Origin of the sequence: Paenibacillus brasilensis (genome assembly GCF_009363115.1) — a bacterium.
GTDB lineage: Bacteria > Bacillota > Bacilli > Paenibacillales > Paenibacillaceae > Paenibacillus > Paenibacillus brasilensis.
Genome location: NZ_CP045298.1, coordinates 5,111,647 through 5,130,107 on the forward strand (window position 1 = coordinate 5,111,647; position 18,461 = coordinate 5,130,107).

Annotated in this window: 17 protein-coding genes and 2 pseudogenes; 5 read left to right on the forward strand and 14 right to left on the reverse strand. The window is 43.0% G+C overall.

What is annotated here, in order from left to right:
- Positions 1-78: 78 nt before the first annotated feature.
- The 4 genes from paiA to GCU48_RS24225 form a co-directional block, all read right to left on the reverse strand.
- On the reverse strand, positions 79-603 hold the full coding sequence (gene paiA / locus GCU48_RS24210) for a spermidine/spermine N(1)-acetyltransferase (protein WP_152381728.1): 525 nt from the start codon (positions 601-603) through the stop codon (positions 79-81).
- 25 nt (positions 604-628) lie between these two features.
- Positions 629-1,081 carry a MarR family winged helix-turn-helix transcriptional regulator gene (locus GCU48_RS24215; RefSeq protein ID WP_152381729.1) on the reverse strand — a complete coding sequence of 151 codons (453 nt, stop codon included), beginning with the start codon at positions 1,079-1,081 and terminating at the stop codon, positions 629-631.
- A 358-nt stretch (positions 1,082-1,439) separates the two neighbouring features.
- Entirely contained in the window at positions 1,440-1,544 is a 105-nt protein-coding gene (locus GCU48_RS28465; RefSeq protein ID WP_015735743.1) for a DUF6254 family protein, read from the reverse strand.
- A gap of 267 nt (positions 1,545-1,811) precedes the next feature.
- Positions 1,812-2,684: a LysR family transcriptional regulator gene (locus GCU48_RS24225; protein ID WP_152381730.1), complete on the reverse strand. Its 873-nt coding sequence runs from the start codon at positions 2,682-2,684 to the stop codon at positions 1,812-1,814.
- A gap of 111 nt (positions 2,685-2,795) precedes the next feature.
- On the opposite strand from GCU48_RS24225, the gene dapA reads away from it, so the two are divergent.
- Positions 2,796-3,677 (forward strand): 4-hydroxy-tetrahydrodipicolinate synthase, encoded by an 882-nt coding sequence (gene dapA / locus GCU48_RS24230; protein ID WP_152382258.1) that lies wholly within the window; start codon positions 2,796-2,798, stop codon positions 3,675-3,677.
- Positions 3,678-3,995: 318 nt separating this feature from the next.
- Here the strand turns inward: dapA and GCU48_RS24235 are convergent, their stop codons facing one another.
- Together GCU48_RS24235 and GCU48_RS24240 are read right to left on the reverse strand one after the other, a co-directional pair.
- On the reverse strand, positions 3,996-4,448 hold the full coding sequence (locus GCU48_RS24235) for an SRPBCC family protein (protein WP_025718507.1): 453 nt from the start codon (positions 4,446-4,448) through the stop codon (positions 3,996-3,998).
- Positions 4,449-4,629: 181 nt separating this feature from the next.
- Positions 4,630-6,003, reverse strand: coding sequence for an MFS transporter (locus GCU48_RS24240; protein WP_152382259.1), 1,374 nt, complete (start codon positions 6,001-6,003; stop codon positions 4,630-4,632).
- Positions 6,004-6,262: 259 nt separating this feature from the next.
- Here GCU48_RS24240 and GCU48_RS24245 point away from each other — a divergent pair.
- A protein-coding gene (locus tag GCU48_RS24245; protein ID WP_152378784.1) for an IS3 family transposase occupies positions 6,263-7,380 on the forward strand; the annotation gives its coding sequence in 2 pieces (ribosomal slippage) (positions 6,263-6,509 and positions 6,509-7,380; 1,119 coding nt in all).
- 62 nt (positions 7,381-7,442) lie between these two features.
- Here the strand turns inward: GCU48_RS24245 and GCU48_RS24250 are convergent.
- Positions 7,443-7,784, reverse strand: a complete 342-nt coding sequence (locus GCU48_RS24250) for a winged helix-turn-helix transcriptional regulator (protein ID WP_025718511.1) — start codon at positions 7,782-7,784, stop codon at positions 7,443-7,445.
- Positions 7,785-7,889: 105 nt separating this feature from the next.
- Between GCU48_RS24250 and GCU48_RS24255 the strand changes: the two genes are divergently transcribed.
- Together GCU48_RS24255 and GCU48_RS24260 are read left to right on the forward strand one after the other, a co-directional pair.
- Positions 7,890-8,804, forward strand: coding sequence for an arginase family protein (locus tag GCU48_RS24255; RefSeq protein ID WP_152381731.1), 915 nt, complete (start codon positions 7,890-7,892; stop codon positions 8,802-8,804).
- A 349-nt stretch (positions 8,805-9,153) separates the two neighbouring features.
- Positions 9,154-11,319 (forward strand): amidase, encoded by a 2,166-nt coding sequence (locus GCU48_RS24260; RefSeq protein WP_152381732.1) that lies wholly within the window; start codon positions 9,154-9,156, stop codon positions 11,317-11,319.
- Positions 11,320-11,457: 138 nt separating this feature from the next.
- Here the strand turns inward: GCU48_RS24260 and GCU48_RS24265 are convergent, their stop codons facing one another.
- Positions 11,458-12,252, reverse strand: a complete 795-nt coding sequence (locus GCU48_RS24265; RefSeq protein WP_152381733.1) for an SDR family NAD(P)-dependent oxidoreductase — start codon at positions 12,250-12,252, stop codon at positions 11,458-11,460.
- 25 nt (positions 12,253-12,277) lie between these two features.
- Entirely contained in the window at positions 12,278-13,282 is a 1,005-nt protein-coding gene (locus tag GCU48_RS24270) for a helix-turn-helix transcriptional regulator (protein WP_152381734.1), read from the reverse strand.
- 419 nt (positions 13,283-13,701) lie between these two features.
- Here GCU48_RS24270 and GCU48_RS24275 point away from each other — a divergent pair, with 419 nt between their 5' ends.
- The gene (locus GCU48_RS24275; protein ID WP_152381735.1) at positions 13,702-14,085 is read left to right on the forward strand and encodes a VOC family protein; all 384 of its coding nucleotides are present in this window, start codon (positions 13,702-13,704) and stop codon (positions 14,083-14,085) included.
- 116 nt (positions 14,086-14,201) lie between these two features.
- Here the strand turns inward: GCU48_RS24275 and GCU48_RS28470 are convergent.
- The 5 genes and pseudogenes from GCU48_RS28470 to GCU48_RS24300 form a co-directional block, all read right to left on the reverse strand.
- Positions 14,202-14,267, reverse strand: a pseudogene (locus tag GCU48_RS28470) (TetR/AcrR family transcriptional regulator); the annotation flags it as partial.
- A gap of 141 nt (positions 14,268-14,408) precedes the next feature.
- The gene (locus GCU48_RS28935) at positions 14,409-14,765 is read right to left on the reverse strand and encodes a hypothetical protein (RefSeq protein ID WP_307499209.1); all 357 of its coding nucleotides are present in this window, start codon (positions 14,763-14,765) and stop codon (positions 14,409-14,411) included.
- Positions 14,728-15,671: pseudogene (locus tag GCU48_RS29430) on the reverse strand (NADH:flavin oxidoreductase/NADH oxidase family protein). The gene GCU48_RS28935 and the pseudogene GCU48_RS29430 overlap by 38 nt, the downstream one beginning before the upstream one ends.
- Positions 15,672-16,497: 826 nt before the next feature.
- Positions 16,498-16,959, reverse strand: a complete 462-nt coding sequence (locus GCU48_RS24295; protein ID WP_152381736.1) for an SRPBCC domain-containing protein — start codon at positions 16,957-16,959, stop codon at positions 16,498-16,500.
- A 121-nt stretch (positions 16,960-17,080) separates the two neighbouring features.
- Positions 17,081-18,037 carry a helix-turn-helix transcriptional regulator gene (locus tag GCU48_RS24300; RefSeq protein WP_025718521.1) on the reverse strand — a complete coding sequence of 319 codons (957 nt, stop codon included), beginning with the start codon at positions 18,035-18,037 and terminating at the stop codon, positions 17,081-17,083.
- Between the last annotated feature and the right edge of the window lie 424 nt (positions 18,038-18,461).

Here is an 18,461-nt window from a genome sequence, read left to right on the forward strand (position 1 = left end):
GAGTCAGATTTGCTATTTACCAAAGCAGTTTTTTTATGCATCATTGTTGCAATTGTATGATTAAAACCATTTGATGGCTTATTCCTGATGCTCTGTTTTGGTCATTATGAAATCAATTTGTTCTTCATCACCCATATAAAAAGAGTGTGCTCCAGTTTGAACAAACCCCATTTTCTTATAAAAAGCAATAGCGTTTTCATTTTTTTCCCATACGCCGAGCCAGATTTTGTTTTTATTTTGTTCCATTGCAATTTCGATAGCTTTATTTAGCAGATACTTACCAAGTCCATGTTTTTGAAATTTGTTCTTTATATAGATTCTCTCAATTTCGAGTGACTCATCACCCATATTTTCGGATTGGGCATCATTCATATTTACTTTTAAATATCCAGCAAGTTCTTCATTGAAATAGATGAAAAAGATTTCTGAAGAGACATTGGACAATTCCTCCTCCAACTGTTTAGAGTTAAATGCTCTTTCCAGATAGGCTTTCATATTTTCATGTGAATTCTGATCTTTAAAAGTATCGTTGAATGTTTCAATACTTATTTCTTGGAGTATTTGTAAATCTTCACGGCTGCACTTTATTATTTTTACAGTCATTTTTAGGTATCGCTCCTTATATAAATCAATAATTTCTTTTGTTCCCCTTTTTCACAAATTCCCAGTTTTTTCCTATATTTTCTCTTATTCTTTGAAGAAGATTGAAAATGGTTTCTACTTCTCTTTCCGAAAATCCCTCTAATGCAACGTTATTGGAATAATCATTTTCTCTTTTTATAAAAGGATAAACATTGTCCCCTTTCTCTGTTGGAAAGAGTTTTTTGATTTTTTTGTTATGGTTATCCTCTTTCTTTTCAATAAATCCATTAATTACAAGTTTCTTTATGGCACGAGATGCTGTTGTTCGATCTACTTTTATCATCTCAGCTAACTTTTCTTGAATGATTCCTGGGTTTTCGCATATTCGCACAAGATACAAATACTGCCCTTTTGTAAGGTCATATTCCTTAAATTCGATATTACTTATAGAATCTAATGCCCTTGCTATCATTCCAATTTCACGAAGTACTTCCTTCATAATTAACTCCTTTGTCCCTATTTTGTTGTAAATGCAATAAAAATGGTTTGTATTTAATTTACTCTAATTTTGTTGCATTTGCAATATGGAGATAGGCATAGGTAACTTTACAGCCCTTGCAGTAGCAACTTTATCCCAAAATAGCATGTTCGATAGTTCTTCTTGGTTAATTCCCTCATTATCATAGATTGGCTGGATGGTTGTTATCAAATCCAGTAGCAGTATTTGGGCCATTATGCTCTCGCACCATGAAATAGCAATTCGCCCTTTCCGGTAGTGGAAAGATTATTACAATAAAGAAGACTGCCGATAAATTTCACCGACAGTCCTTCTCTTCCAAGTAGTATACTCCTCAATCCTATTCGCTGGATAATTCCTTGAGCGATTTGATTTTACCATGGGGATGCTGTTCTTGCTTTCGTGACTTCCAGGCAGCTTCTTTCCTTCTCTTCTGGTGAGCCATAACAGATATCCTCCTTTGGAAATTGTGATGTATACCACTACCTTAAGTTGTCATTTCTCGGCTCTGTTCATTCATAAAACTAAATTTGTTGGATTTTTGTTATAACTTTAGGGTGATACCTGCCCCGCTTTTACAATTCCAAAGTAGCTGGAACTGCCGTTAGCTTCCAGAAAATATGAAAACTGCTGCTTTCCGATGTTCGACTCATCTGCGAATTTCTACTTCGGATTCCAGTTATCGCTCCCCATTTCTTATTTGGACGAAAATCTATATCCTCAGACTCTCCATAAAAAAGCTCAATGCGTTGGACACCCACTTTTTGGGATGAAGAACAAGCTGGATCTCCAGCTTGAGCTCGGTATGCTCAAAGGGTAACACCTTTAGCTCTTCCCGTTCAATCTCCTCCAGCGCGGCCATTAGCGGTAGAATGGATATACCTTCTCCGGTCTTGATGCTCCGCTTGATCGCTTCCGGATTACCCAACTCCAGGCCCACTCGATAGGCGATTCCATTTGCGCGAAGCACCCTCTCCAGCAGCTGCCTGTAGTTGCACGTATGCTCGGGCATGATCCACTCCGCATCCACCAGATCGTCCAGCCTGATTCGCTCTTTAGCGGTAAGCGGATGGTTCGGATGGACAATCAGCACAAGCGGTTCTTCGCGGATCCTAATCCACTGTAAGGCCGGATCGCATGAATCGTCCGCGAGGATCAGCCCGACATCAGCCTCCCCTTCCCTGACCTGGTGCAAAATCATCTCTTCGCGATCCGTATGCAACCGTATGTTCAGATCAGGATATTCTTTGCGGGTCGCCTGCATATACGGCGGCAGAAAATACGAAGCAATGGAATCCATGGTACCGATCATCATGGAACCCCCACCCTGCTTGGCCAATTTTTCTTTAGATTGCTCGAAGAGCTCCAGCATTTGTCCGGCAAGCTTGAACAGCTCTTCCCCGGCGGAGGTAAGACGAATCTTGTTGTTGCTGTAGCGATCGAACAATTTGACTTGATACGCTTTCTCCAGCTTCTGAATCTGGGTCGTGACACTGGATTGTGCGTAACCGAGCACTTCTGCTGCTCTCGTAAAGCTTTCACGAATGGCAACTTCCCGAAATGTCTGAAGATAGATGAAATCCAAGCTGATCACTCCATCGAAATTATTGATGAGAATTATCATTTATTATAGATAACTCTGATACTATCTCCTATGTTACATTAGATTTAATTCAACGGGAAGGGATAACTGATGATGATGAACGAACAACATATTCATGGGATTTTTATACCGCTGATTACACCTTTTTCGCGTGACTATAAGCTGGACATCAATTCGTACCGGAAGTATGTTACCTATCTTGCAGGCCATGACATCCAGGGTCTGGTGGTTAACGGTACGACGGGAGAATCGCCGACCGTATCCTGGGATGAAGTCAAGCAGATGGTACAGGTGACGCAGGATGTTCTGAAGAGCATGAACAAAACTATTCCGATCATCATTGGCACGGGAACGAACGATACCTATTCAACGGTGCATCGGACGGAAATGGCAGCTGATTTAGGAGCGGATGCAGCCATGGTGGTCACTCCGTATTACAATCGGCCGACTCAGGAAGGAATCTTGGAGCATTTCCGCGTCGTATCTCGTGTAGGCCTGCCTGTGCTTGTATACGAGATTCCGGTTCGCACTGGCAGTCGCATGACAATAGATACAATACGCAAAGTACTCGACCTGGATGGCGTAATTGGGCTCAAGGACAGCACGGGCGATCTTGATCTGCTCTTGAAATTGACCCAGTACGAGACTAAGCCTATCCTCTGCGGAGAGGATGCCTATTTTCATGCCATGCTATGTCAGGGGGCTGCTGGCGGTATGCTTGCATCCGCTCATATCAACATCCAGAAGTATGTGGAGATATACCAACGTTTTGTGACTGGTGACATGAACGGGGCGCGAGACAGTTTCATGCTACTGGAGCCGATGATCCAGCATGTATTTGCAGAGCCAGCCCCGGCCGCGATCAAGTGGTGGCTTGCCCAGCAAGAGATTATTGCCGCCGAGCAATTGCGTCTGCCACTTATGCCGCTGTCGGATCAGGTGAAGCAGGGTCTCCTGAATTCGATCGTATCCTGATAAATCAACTTGTCTCAGACTTCCCAATCATAACGTAGAAGAAGGGGCTGTCCCAAAAGCAGCTTTTTCATTAAATAAGGACAGTCTCCTAAATGAAAAAAACACCAAACCGGGCAAGGAGGTCATCCTTGTCTGGTTCGGTTGTTTTTTTCGTCCATTTTGTGCTTTTTTAGCAGATTATGGGCAAGGGAAACAGTGTTGCCCTCATCTTCCGTTTATACTGGAAGTACAGTAGACTGACCTGGATTTTGCGGTTACCGGCCGCCTTGGTACAAAAATGCTTTATAGATTGTTTTCGAAGAGTAGGCAGGCTTTTCATTAGCTATTTGTCATCATCCTCTTATCGAGCTGCTCAAGTACAAACGGCCATGCCTGTTCATGCTGATTTCTCGAATTCTCATCTGGAAAACCTGCGTGGGTTAATCGAAGTAACGTGCCATTTCCACTAAGTTCAAGCTCAACGGTAAGCACCGTTTCATATCCCTTGGTGCCTCCTTCCCCGGTAACCCAGGTCAGTTCGATAAGGCGATCTTGTTCTAGTCTCAGAAATCGTCCGTAGTGCGGATGGCGTTCCCCCTCAAAATGTGTTTCGAAAAAGAAAGCCGTATTCACTCGGGCCTCCATGATTACAGACCCTGGGGCTGCAAACCAATGGTCAAACCGTTTGGTCCACGCTTGATACAGAACATTGGGTGACGCTTCCATTTTTCGTTCCACTGTTAGATTAGACGGTCTTTGTGAAATATCCGGCAAAGAAATAGGTAGTGTCACTTCATCTTCAATCCCTTCAGTTCAACAGCATTATGATCATCTCTTTATTATTATATCCGAGTCATCATCTGTCCAATAAATACAAAAACGACTGGAGACCCAACAATAGGGACTCAAGTCATTTTTGTATAACTATTCGGAATATCATTTTTGGTTTTGGAACAGCAGTGAAAAACGATAATTACTTATCTAAGGAAGCCTTTCCTTCTCTGAATGCGATCAGGAAAATAGCCCCGCCTATAATTACTGCAGCTAGAAGCAGTAGCGTCAAATTGCTGTACAGATACGCTGCAACGTCAGTAACCATCGGGAGAATAGGAAAGTTGAGCCTGAGTTGTGTAAGCAGTCCACCTACAATTGCGATACCGAGCCCTTCTGCCAAAAAACAGGAAAAATTCAAAAAACCCATACCTGAGCCTGATTCGTCAGCGCTTAGCGAGCCTGCCACAATGGTTGAGATAACCGTTTTGACAAAGGATAGTCCACCAAAAATCAAAACCAAGGCTCCCGAGATGATCCAGGGAGTACTATCCGCGAAAAGTGAAACGATCAAAAGTCCCGCACCGAGCAGCAATAGTCCGGCAATCATGACAAAACGAGCTCCCCGCCTGTCGACTAAAGAACCACCAACGATCCCGAAAAAAATCACGCCAATCGTTCCAGGAAACAGAACACTGCCGCCAATGAGGCTTGTCGACATCTGATGTACTTCTCTCATCATGTAAGGGATCATGGACATAAATCCTGCGACGGTTCCTAGAAGTATTCCCCCTACAAGTACTCCGACGATAAATCTTTTCCTCTTGAATAAAGCCGGTTCCAAGAAAGGTTCCTTAGCTCCTCGAATTCTCAGCACAAATCCTATGAATAGAATGACGCTGATGATCAAATACCACCACTCGTAATGCGTCGTAAATAAAGTAAACGAAGCAATTCCAAGCACAAAGAGCAGGCATCCCGGAACATCAAGCCCACCTTTTTTCACAGGCTCGTCGGGTAGCGTCCGTAAGAAAAACGGCAGTGTTACTAGCGTCATCATCGGCAGGAAAAACAGATAGGACCAGTGTATATAGTCTGCGATCCATCCTCCAAGTACCGGACCAAAACCTTCTCCCAAAGCAACGGTCGATCCGATCATTCCAAAAGCCTTTCCTTGATGCTGCTTTTCGATACTTCTGGTAACAATGACCATAATCAGCCCGGGAACGGCAGAAGCACCCGCTCCTTGAATAAATCGCGCGGCAAGTAAAGCCGGAAACCAGAAATGAAACAGCAAGCCGATTAGCGATCCCCCGCCGTATATCAGCACACTGATGAAAAACAGTTTTTTTATGCCATAGATGTCCGATATTTTTCCGTAAACGGCCGTTCCTACTGCAAAAGAAAGAATGAAGCTGGTATTGATGTAATTTGCGACGGATGGCTCAATTCCAAATTGAGCGGCAATATCGGGCAACGATACGTTGAACACCGTCTCATTCAATACGCTGAAAAATGCAAGCACACACAGCCAAATCAAGGATTTAGATATACGTTCCTCAACCGATTTTTCCATCATGCAAACCCCTTAAAAATGCCAGGGGAACACGCAGTTTATAGGGCCAGTGATGCAATGTCCCCTTTATTTTGTGCCCTTCTTTTCACTATGTACTTCATTCTAACGCCTCCAAAAGTAAAAATCAGTTTAGTCAAAACTACCTAACCATATTATCATAAAAATAATAAAAATATTACCTTGGATCGGTTACTCTTAGTTGGACAGAAAAAATAAGGGCTAGTAGAATGAAAACATTAGAATTAGGAGCGGATCTACTATGCCAAGACAAAGACGTACATTTACAGCAGATTTTAAGAAACAAATGGTTCAGTTATACGACAACGGAAAGCCGAGAGCAGCCATTGCGAGAGAGTATGAGCTTAGCCCATCGGCTCTAGATCGCTGGATCAAGCAGGCTCAAACCTCAGGTTCATTCGCTGAAAAAGATAACCGAACTGCAGAAGAGAATGAACTCCTTGCGCTCCGTAAAGAAAATGAGCGACTCAAGATAGAGAATGATATTTTAAAGCAAGCCGCGCTGATCATGGGACGAAAGTAAAAATCATTAAGCAAAACAGTGATAAATACTCGGTATCAGCATTGTGTGAAGTCCTGCAAATCGCTAGAAGCACGTTCTACTATGAAGCGAAAGAAAAAGACAACGAAGACGAAGTAACTACGGCTATCGTAGAGATCTTTCATACCAATCGAAAGGCGTATGGAACGCGCAAGTTGAAAGTCAAACTTCAGGAGCAAGGATACACCGTTTCCAGACGTCGAATTGGACGGATTATGAAAGAGCAGGGCCTCGTGTCCACGTACACGATAGCGCAGTATAAGCCGCACAAGACCGCTTGTAACGAAGCAACAACGGCGAATGTGTTGAAGCGTGAATTTGATCAAACCGAAGCTAAACGTTTCGTAGTCAGCGATCTAACTTATGTGAAAGTTCAGCACAAGTGGCACTACATTTGCGTACTGATCGACTTATTTAATCGTGAAATCATTGGCCATAGTGCAGGTCCCAACAAAGATGCTGCTCTGATTTCCCGTGCCTTTGCCACGGTAGAGGGCGATTTGAGCGACATTCAGTGGTTTCATACGGATCGTGGAAGCGAATTTAGGAACCAAACCATGGACGAACTGCTAGAGACCTTTGACATTGGCCGTTCCCTAAGTATGAAAGGCTGTCCCTACGACAATGCCGTGGCCGAAGCCACCTACAAAGTGATGAAAACAGAATTTGTAAACCAAATGAATTTCCAGAGTCTTCATCATCTAAAACTAGAATTATATGATTATGTGAACTGGTTCAACAAGCATCGTATTCACGGCACATTAAGATACATGACGCCAGTCCAGTACAAAGCTGCAGCCCTTAAAAAAGTTGTCTGATTTACTGTTGACAGTCCACCTGCTATTATTGAGAGTCATGCTGAGCATTTAGAAAACTGGATTTAATTATTTTGGTTTTTTGTTCCCCACTCACATAACTCTTCCAAAACGGGTAATAGTGTTTTTGCTTTATCGGTGAGACTGTATTCGACTTTAGGGGGAACTTGAGGATACTCTTTTCGTTTCACCATACCATCCGCTTCCAATTCTTTAAGTTGTGAACTCAATATTTTATAGGTAATAGCTCCTATCTGTCTTTTCAAATCATTAAAGCGAACCGGTTCGTTTTCTGCTAGGAGGTAAATAATAACCATTTTCCATTTACCACCAATAACTGACAATGTATAACCAAAAGGTGTATCTTGAATATTTTTAACTTTACCTTTAAATTCGGTCATACTCATATTCACACTATCCTTTCGGGTAGTACATATCAAAAAAGTGCGTACTACGTTTTTATTCGCGTTCAGTTTATACTAACCTCACTTTAAAGTAAAGGAGAGAACAGCATGACTAAAAAAACAATACGTCTTTTAATGCCACAGTGGCAAGGGGGAAACAACCCTAACTACTCTTTTGGAGCCGAATTGCTTGCTTGGCTAGCTCCTGACAATGATCAACCTCTTATTCATGTTCCAGTTCAAACTTTTGATGGAATTCCGCTTCAAAATGAGAACGGTATGAATGGGAGAAAACAGCTACTTGAGCAATTAGAGGCTGCTCAACATATCATTGACGCACATAAGCCAGATCGCATTGTAATGTTTGGTGGTGACTGCTTAGTCGAACAAGCCCCGTTTGCCTATTTAAACGAACGATACGGGGGTAAATTAGGTTTAATCTGGATCGATGCTCACAGTGATTTAGTTAGATATGTTGGCTATGATAACGGACATACATTACCGCTTGGGAATCTTTTGGGAGAAGGAGATGAGGAGTTCGCAAAACATGTAAAAATTCCTCTTAAACCTGAAAATGTCTTTATCGCTGGATTAGCAGCTCCTACAGAAGAAGAAACAAAAGTGATTTCCGAAGCGTTTCAAACATTAGGTATAGCTCCTGCAGAACAAGATACAGAAATGATTCAAAGACTGGGTATTAAAACTGCAGGAACCAAAGAGTTAACGAACAGTACTGCATCTATAAAAGAGTGGATTAAAGAAAGTGGCATTAAGCACCTAGCTATTCACCTTGATTTAGATGTGCTTGATCCCAAGGCATTTCGTTCTTTATTGTTCGCCAACCCTGAAGCACCTTATAATTATTCTCCTGCGGGAACAATGCAAATGCCTCAACTACTTCATCTGATTAAAGAACTGTCTGAAGAAACAGATGTAGTTGGATTAGGTATAACGGAGCATATGCCGTGGGATTCTATTAACTTGAAAAATCTGCTTGGAGAAATACCTATTCTAAACAAGTAGTAAAAACGGAAATTATGTTTGTCATAGTCAAATTGCTTTAATACAATCGGCTTAACATCCCCAATACCTGATTCTCCCTTCTCTTTTCTCATACGAATAATTTTTCAAACATTTCCATGGATAATTTTATGTTATTGCAGAAGGATTTAGAGTAAAATATATTGACACGCAGGTAGGAAAATAGTGTATATTATGTAAAAGCATCATCTTCTCTTTACGGATAACTTAAACCTATTCAAATCTCCGCAACTTTAAAAATGGTGGTGTTAACAGGCGTTGGTCTCCATAATAATACCCACAAAAATAAGTAATAGAATAAAATCCTATCCATCTAAGGAGTGAAAATGCTATGTACGCACGAACGGTAAAAGCGAATACAAGGAATGTAATCGGCAGTTATTGCAAATGGATCGCAACTGGTATGATTTTAACTTTCACGGGATGCTCGCTTGCATCCGCAGCTCCTTCGCCCTCATCCTCAAGTGAAACTAATAGTAAACCCGCCTCCTCCCTGGTTACATTTCAATTGCAAGAGGCTACGATTGCTCAGATGCAGGACGCGATGAAGTCAGGGGCACTGTCGAGTGTCGAGCTTACCGCCATGTACCTTAACCGGGTATATGCCTATGATTCCAGTGGCATTCGGCTCAATTCCATCCCTGTTCTGAACCCTGATGTACTAAAAGAAGCCGCTCAGGCTGATCAACTAAGGGCGCAGGGCATCAAGACCGGGCCTCTGCAAGGCATCCCCTACACGGTTAAAGACAGCTACAAGGTTAAGGGACTCACTGTTGCTTCTGGATCTCCGGCTTTCAAAAACCTGATGGCAAAGGATGATGCCTTTACAGTAGAAAAGATACGCAAATCCGGCGGAGTTCTGATTGGTAAAACCAACATGCCGCCAATGGCAGCGGGGGGAATGCAAAGAGGGGTTTATGGCCGTGCTGAAAGTCCGTACAATCCAGATTATCTGGCTGCAGCCTGGTATTCTGGCTCCTCTAACGGATCTGGCGTCTCAACAGCCGCCAACCTCGCTGCCTTCGGTATGGGGGAAGAAACGGTATCTTCTGGAAGATCTCCAGCATCTAACAATGGTTTAATTGCCTACACGCCATCGCGGGGCCTAATCTCCATTCGGGGGAATTGGCCGCTCTTCCCAATACGGGATGTCGTTGTCCCACATACGAGAACTGTCGAGGACATGCTCCGCTTGCTTAACGTGATCGTTGTAGAGGATAAGATCACCAAAGGCGATTTCTGGCGAGAACAGAAAGCCGTTCGGCTGCCTTCTGTCAACAGTGTCCGTCCAAAATCCTATTTAGAACTGCGAGACACCCACGCTTTGAAGGGCAAACGCATTGGCGTTCCGAAAATCTATATCGGTAAGGACCATGAAACCACAACTCCGATCAAATTCAGACCTTCGATACAGGCATTATGGGAAAAAGCTGTAAAAGATTTAACTGCTCTCGGAGCTGAGGTTGTGGAAGTTGACTTCCCCCTGCAGGCGAACAGCGAGAAGGACCGGGCAACAGCGAAAACACCTGAGGAGCGTGGACTGATGCCAGCAAAATGGGCCGAAAAGGAATTTGGGCTGCTTAATCCTTATGCGGCTGAGGAATTCCTCAAAAGTGTGGGCGATCCAAACTTCCCGTCATGGGCTAATATCGACCCTGCAACCGTCTTCCCGAATCCGCCCGGTTCGGTAGATGCCAAACGTGGCAGAGACCTTGGCCATTATGACGTATTCATTGATACCATAAAGAAAGGCGTCACCCCATACGAACAAATTCCACAGTTTCATGAAGGGCTGCGGGGGCTTGAAAATGTACGGAAGATTGATTTTGAAGATTGGATGAAGCAAAACAATCTTGATTTTATTGTATTCCCGGCAAATTCCAATATCGGCAAAGCCGACTCCGATGTGAATGAAACGTCCTATGAGGAAGCTTGGGAAAATGGCAACTATTTCTCCAATACGAATTTCATTCTACGCGAGTACGGGATCCCAAGTGTGTCCGTGAGCATGGGCGCTATGAAGGATACCGGTATGCCCGTTAATCTAACGATGGCGGGTGCCGCATACACCGATAATGACCTGTTGCGTTATGCTTATTCCTATGAGCAGGCGACAAAAAACCGTCCTATTGCAACGCGTACGCCAGCGCTTGAGGATGAAACCTTTTCCTATAACCCGAAAACTACGCTCCCACCCTCTAAACGCAAGGAAACAGACGTGCCTGTGCTCAAATTGAATGCCTTAATCAAGGACGATGTCCTCTCTTTGGAAGGTTCAGTCACAGATCAAAGCGCTATCGCACAACTCAAAGTTTATGTCAATGGCATTCGTGTCGTAACTACAGAAGATAAAGCCAATTGGTCAGCAACGCTTCCAACTTCTAAATACAAGCAGGCTGGCGCCTTCCAAGCCGATACGCTGCATATTCTTGTGCTGGCCAAGGATATTTACGGAAATACCTCTGCTCAAGTCAAGTCTGTCGTTTTACCCCAATGACGAAGGACATCATCGGCCGCCCCATCTAAATAATAAAAGAGGGAACTTGACTTATGTCAGGTTCCCTCTATTTTCGTTGATACAGCACATTGCTTTAGGGGAAACAGAATTTCGTACAATATTTGAAATAGAAAAGTTTTAAAAAATAGTCGGTACCATTCCCCCATCTATACGGATTGGAGCACCTTTAAATGCAGATGCATAAGGACTACATACAAATGCAGCTAATCTACCTATTTCAATAGGCTTGATAAATCGCTGTATTTCAGATTGGGGCAGGTTTGTAGTCATAAATTCTTTCTCTTTTTCTGAAAAAGTCATATTTTCATTAGGGTACATACCCTCAATTATTTGATGCACATTTTCAGAGAGCGTTGGTCCTGGCATGATTGTATTGACAGTAACTTCTGTTCCTTTTGTTAATTTAGATAGGCTTTTTGACAATGATAATAGCATTGATTTTGTCATACAATACTGAGGCATTTGTCCTGAAGGCATGATTGCTTCTTCACTCGCAATAAAGATAATGCGGCCATAATCATTTTTCAACATTTTAGGTAAATAAAATTTAGATAATCCATTTGCAGCCAGAACATTCGTACGGAAGTATTTTTCCCATACTTCATCGTTAATCTCCTCATATTGCATAATTTCATAAATACCCATATTGTTAACTAAAATATCAATATTGGGGTATTTTTCAAATAAGGCTTCTCTTTGCCCTATATCCACAATATCGGCTGTTGCATTTTGAGGAGATGTGGCTGGGAAATCTGACTTAATTTCATTTACAGTTTGTTGTACTTCTTCATAACTTCGTCCATTAATTAGTACATTAACACCTTCCTTGGCAAGTTCTATGGCAATTGCTTTACCTATACCTTTCGTTGATCCTGTAACTAAAGCTATTTTATTGTTTAACCCCATATCCATAATACATTTCTCCCTTCTGGATTGTTCAGTTTAAATGTTCAGTACGCCAATTTGAAGGAGTATCACCTTCCCAAAGACGGAAGGCGCGGTAGAACGAGTTCTGGTCTTCATATCCAATCAAGAATGCCACTTCTTTAATATCGAGCGAAGGGTCTGCCAAGTACTCTAGTGCCTGCTCATGTCTCGCCTGTGTCAACAGATGCTTGAAGCTCGTGTTTTCATCAGTAAGCCGGCGCTGCAAGGTACGATCGCTCATACCGAGTTCCTTCGCGACAGCCTGAATGTCAGGGCGCCCTCCTGTGAGGCTACGTTTCATGATCCATTTGACCGTTTCGGTAATTGACCGGCTGCGTTGCTGTTCATCCAGCGATCGGTCCAGAACGGGAGTCAGGATCTCCAGCAACTCTTCGTTGTACGAAACAAAGGGGCGGTCCAGATCTCTTCGATGTAGCGTCAACCGGTTACAATTTGCACCAGTCCCGATACGGCAACCAAAGTAAGCTTCGAGGGCCTGTACATCGCCCATTGAGTGCGAAAATTCGACGAACCGCGCTGTCAAAGGTTGACCTGTGCCCCGGCGCCCAAGCTCCAGAAGGCATGCCAGCGTGATACCAACCAGCATCGGCGGACCGGGTTGCTCGGTATCCAGCCATTCCAGTTCGATTGTACAATGCTCACCCTCCTCGGAGATACGTAAGCTTTCCGGGGGGCACAGTTGTTTATACCGAGCCATTCGGTTTAGAGCGTCACGGTAATCACGAGCGTGGTAAGTCGCCAAGACGGTCGGTGGGTACTTTGCTGTTTCAAAGACGGTCGCAAGCTCGATGATTCCTTGGGAAGTGTCACCAATGAGATCGGAATAAGCCTGCCAGATTGCGAAATATTGGGCGGTGGTGACTACTGGTTCAGTGATAATAGTGAGCGGCAGTCGTGCTTCGCGAGCTACGTCATGGGCGGCAATCCCTAATTGAAGTAATCCTGTCCAAAATCCTGGCGGGATTTTAATACGGTCAGAGGTAAGAGAACTCATGCATATGGATCTCCTTTAGCTATTTTTATATTCATTAGTTTTGGTTGTGATTGGGTGTCCTGCCTTGTTGATGGGACAACTCTTATAGTACCTCCCCAATGTCGCTCTGTAACTAGCAGAAGGCGACATTCTACTTGCCAATTACGCCAAATCTTAATCTGCTGTTAATTTATTATGTAAACAATTCCCTCGGCTTTTGTCATTCATGTGAAAGCCAAGGGGGTTGTACACTGGGCATGACACCATATTTCACGAATCGAGTGGTTATATTTAACAACAAACCACTTAAAAATTTGCTGAAAGGATGGGTAGAATAATTTTAATAATAACTTTTTACGAATGTATTATGAGCTTTTCTGATTGGAGCCAGATTGTTAGCCGAGCACCAACGTCGAAAATATCAAAGGGGGCAAAACATTATGAAAATCATTGTTACCAGTATATTCGTTCAAGATCAAGACAAGGCATTGGAGTTTTATACAGAAACGCTGGACTTTGTAAAAAAGCATGACGTTCCCGTCGGAGAATTTAGGTGGATAACGCTTGTTTCTCCCGATGAGCAAGACAGTACCGAGCTTTTACTCGAACCGAATGACCATCCTGCCGCCAAAGAGTATCAAAAGAAGATATTTGCCGATGGCATCCCAGCAACAATGTTTGGCGTTGCAGATATTAATAAAGAGTATAAACGATTATTGGAAAACGGCGTCAAGTTTACTATGGAGCCGACAAAAATGGGCGAACTCACAATAGCTGTCTTCGACGATAAATGCGGCAACCTTATTCAGATTGTGCAGAAGTAACTTCATGACGAAGTATCTTAGTGCTAAACGACTTATATTGGCAAGTTTTAAGCTCGGCTTCTGTGGATTCCCATAAAGTCAACTAATTCCTGCATTGAAGTTTTTTCGTAACCTTAAACCCAAAACAGTTGTACCGCTTTATCTAATACCTCATTAATTTCAAATTCTTTGGATCTTGCCATTGTAATCACCCCAAGCAACCATTATACATTTAAGTGAACGATCGGCAAACTAGAGAGTAAAACGTGAATAAAATCAAGCGTTGTCGCTTGATTTTATTGTTTATAAGTCTCTTTTATGAATTAATGTAATTAGATATATTTTTAGCCTCTTCTTTTTTTAAACACAGAAATACCTTGTGTCAGGATGCTATAAATAAGAGAAAGCCATACACTATAATCAGGTTTTGGCAATTTTCCTTTCCCAAGCCTTTTTAACTGTTGCTCATACCACCCAAGTTCTAACATTGCAGCACTTTTATCAATACTCCTATTTCCGGTTCTTATCGGCTTCAGCGTGATGTTTGTAAAGCTGCCTTGAAAAACTCTATTGGGAAGGTCTGGTACTATAGCAAATGGCTTTCCTACGCCAACCATATCGATTCCACCATCAGTTAAGGCATGAGTCATTCCGTCTAAAGATCTAAATCCACCAGTTACAACTAACGGGGTAGTAGTCAATTTTCTTACCTTCACTGCGTATTCTAAAAAAATAGGCTTCTCGTTTCTTCGTGCTTTCTCTCACTTCTGAGACCAACATTTTAGGGTTTTCATAGCTGCCACCAGAGATCTCAATTAAATCTACGCCTAATTCGGATATTTTTTGAGCAACTTTCATGGATTCCTCTTCTGTAAAGCCTCCTCGTTGAAAATCGGCAGAATTCAATTTTATACCTATCGGAAACTGTTCACCGACCTGTTTTCTAATTTCTTGATACACCCGTACAAGGAATCTCATTCGATTCTCTAAGCTGCCGCCCCACTCATCACTGCGTTGATTATGATTTGGAGATAAAAATTGATTGATCAGATATCCATGGGCAGCGTGAATTGCACACCGGAAAACCCTGCTTTTTTTGCAATTCTTGCGGAATTCCCAAAACGTGTAATTAACTCTTCAATCTCTTCGACTGTAAGAGCTCGAGGGGGATTGAAGAAGTTTTTTAGATTTCCAGAAAGTGGGGAAGAACTTGGGGCGACTGGTTCTTTGGATAACATCTTGGGCGATTGTTTTCCAGGGTGATTTAGCTGCATCCAAAGGTGTGTTCCATTTTCAGTACCAGCTCTAGCCCATTCTTCGAGCAGAACCAGATCACGCTCATCTTCAACCACGACGTTTCCTGGTTCTCCTAGTGCTCGTCTGTCGATCATAACGTTTCCTGTTAAAACAAGTCCTGCTCCTCCTCTTGCCCACGTTCGGTAGAGATTAACTAATAGCTGAGTAGGATTAGCATCTTTCTCAGCCAAAGTTTCACTCATCGCCGCTTTAAAAAATCGATTTTTTATGCTCACTCCATTTTTAAGTATTAATGGCTTAACTAAGATTGAAGTATTTTTCATACCGTCCAACTCCTTATAGTTCCTCATCGTTTATGATCATCTAGCAAGCGGACTCCATGGAAAATAACAAATTCCTATTCGAGGACAGAGTGAAAGAATCTTCCTCCTCTGTACAACACCGCAACTACTTGGGGGGAAGCACACGTTGTGGAAAAATGATTTCTGATCAATGTAACATTTAGCTGGTTCAATTGAAGTTTGATCTTAGGAATAATGATATATGCTCAAGAAATAAGTCTGAGTGCTTGAATAAGAACCAGTGTCCCGAGTCAGGATAAGTTAGATGCTACCACGGACATTGTGTGTCCATATAATAGAATTCGCCGGTCGGACCGTTATCGGGCAAAGTCGCTAAACGAACTGCCGTTACTGCTCCATCTGCCTTCGTTTTTGTGCGTGCACCAACTAATACCGTAATTCCTTGACGACCTAATTGTCTGGCGACCTCGAAACCGATCCCTTTATCGCTCCTGTTACAAGTGCAATCTTGTTAGACATTAACATGTTCCTCCTTGTTTATATGCCTCGACCAACAATAAAGAACGATCATTCTAATAAAAATATAAAAAATGTCCTTTCGTAACCCTGTTCCCACCTTCTTGCCATTGAAATTCCCTTTCTTGTGTTATCAATATAATATATTGAGAACGATCAGTAAAGAAATGATTTTTATAATGTTTATGTTTAACTGTTATTTTTCATACAGCATTAAAGCCAGGATGTGCTTCAGCACATTCTGGCTTTAATAATAAATCTATTGTATTTATCGACAATTGAAACCTATACGCTGTTATTCCAGCGAATGTTCAATCAATATCGACTGCTTCTATTCCTGTATTCCGTGCAGCCTTTGTTATTTGTTGCTTCCGAAATCAAGCGTGTGGCCAGTCTCTATTAACGTTTTTGTGTTACTTAGAACATGCCACCAGGCACTATCGCTGGGTTCATAGGAAGGATCGTCAGGATGCCACTGATCATGGATAAGAGACAGCTTCGTGCATCCACCCACTGGCTCTAGACGCCAGGAAATCCGGGATTCATAGTTCTCTTGTCCTTCTTTCAGGTAAGCTGGACCAACCTTATGCGTAAAACACAGATGTTTTAATGGAGTATACTCCAGCAGCGTCCCGTACACATGTACGATTTCTTCACCTTCAGGGCCCGGTCCGACATACTCCAGCAGTTCCCCCTCCTTGAAGCTGGAACGGATTATGCTTGCGTAATAGATTTGCTGCACGTACTCTGGAGAGACCAGGCAGGCCCATACTTGCTCTGGTGTCCCCCCAATGTAGATCTCATATTTCAGTTCTTTCATGCTATATTCCTCCCTAATCATAATTGTTTGCTTGTACTTACTTACATTTATACTTAAGACTCGCTTACACTATACAAAAAGAACACTGACAGCTACAGTCAGTGTTCCCGAGAAAATAGAATTAATTTTCGTAATGGCGAGCCATTTCCGAGGCAACCACCACCAACCGCTGCTTCAATGCTGCTGGCTCCCGAATATGCAGCGATTTTCCATAAGGCAAGAGGAAATACGGAACGTAGGTGAATAACGAGCTTTCGTCCAGTAGAAACCGGGCCCATCCCTCCTGCCGTTGCTCTAAGGTATGGCCGAATAGCCAGTGACCGCAAAGATCATTTAATATCACCTCGGATGACTCAATCACCACGGCAATCAGCGCCCGCTCTTGTTCACGGGCAGGAACCAAACTCTGCAGGAGAAAATCGCGTGCAGAGAAATCGTCAGGACGTATGAAACTTGCGCCGCTACAACGGAGTCTGGTAATTCTGTCGACACGGAAGCTACGGATCTCCTGCCGATAGTGGCAATACCCGATGCAGTACCACTGCCCCTTCCAAAGTACAAGCCCATAAGGGTCAATGAAACGTGAGGAGACCGTTTTTTCATTTCCCTTGCGGTACTCCATTTCCAGAGTGTCTCCGTTCGCAATGCCTGATTCAAGCTCTTGCAGAATTTCCGTTATTGCCGCATTAGATGTATACAGCGTTTCAATCCCGCGCTTATGACTCTCCATCCGTTCCATTTGTTGGTCGTTGCTGTAACGCTTCAGCTTATCCAGCGCTCGGTCAAGCGCTTGGACATACGGATATCCCGTCCCACGGACGAAGGCGGCTGCTTGGACAAGCGCCTTCTGCTCTTCGGCGTCGAAGAACAGCGGTGCTTCTACGAAATGATCAGGCAGGCAGTAGCCACCACCGGGTCCGGAATCCGCAATAACTGGAACTCCACTGACGCACAGCGCATCTATATAGCGGTATACCGAACGAACGCTGATCTCCAGAACTTCAGCTAATTCCCCTGCGGTGCGTTTACGCTGCTTTAGCATCCAGAGAATGGATAACATATGGTCTGCTTTGGACATCAGACGCTCTCCTTCCAAACAGTTCAATTACAATCAGTTTACCGCGAAAACTTTGTATCGCCAACTTTACAGCGGCTGGAATACAAGTAATGTCATATAGACCAGCCAAGATTCATTATGGCATCTGCGTTATGTAGGGCAACAAGTTGCTGAATAAATATTTCAGAAATAATCTGACGTTCAAAGAATACGTGAATCGGATGAAGGTCGCCTCCTAAGCGGTTTGATCTGATAAAGTGAAGATAATAAGGGACTGGACGAATGTTTTCCGTTCATTTCCTTATTATTAGATGTCGGGGTCAAGCCTAGGCAGATTGCGCACAAATCCTTATCTTTTTACGGCGGAACCTACCGTCATTGCACGCTCTACTTGTTCACTCAAGAATAGATAGACGAGTACCATCGGCAGAGAAGCGATAATCAT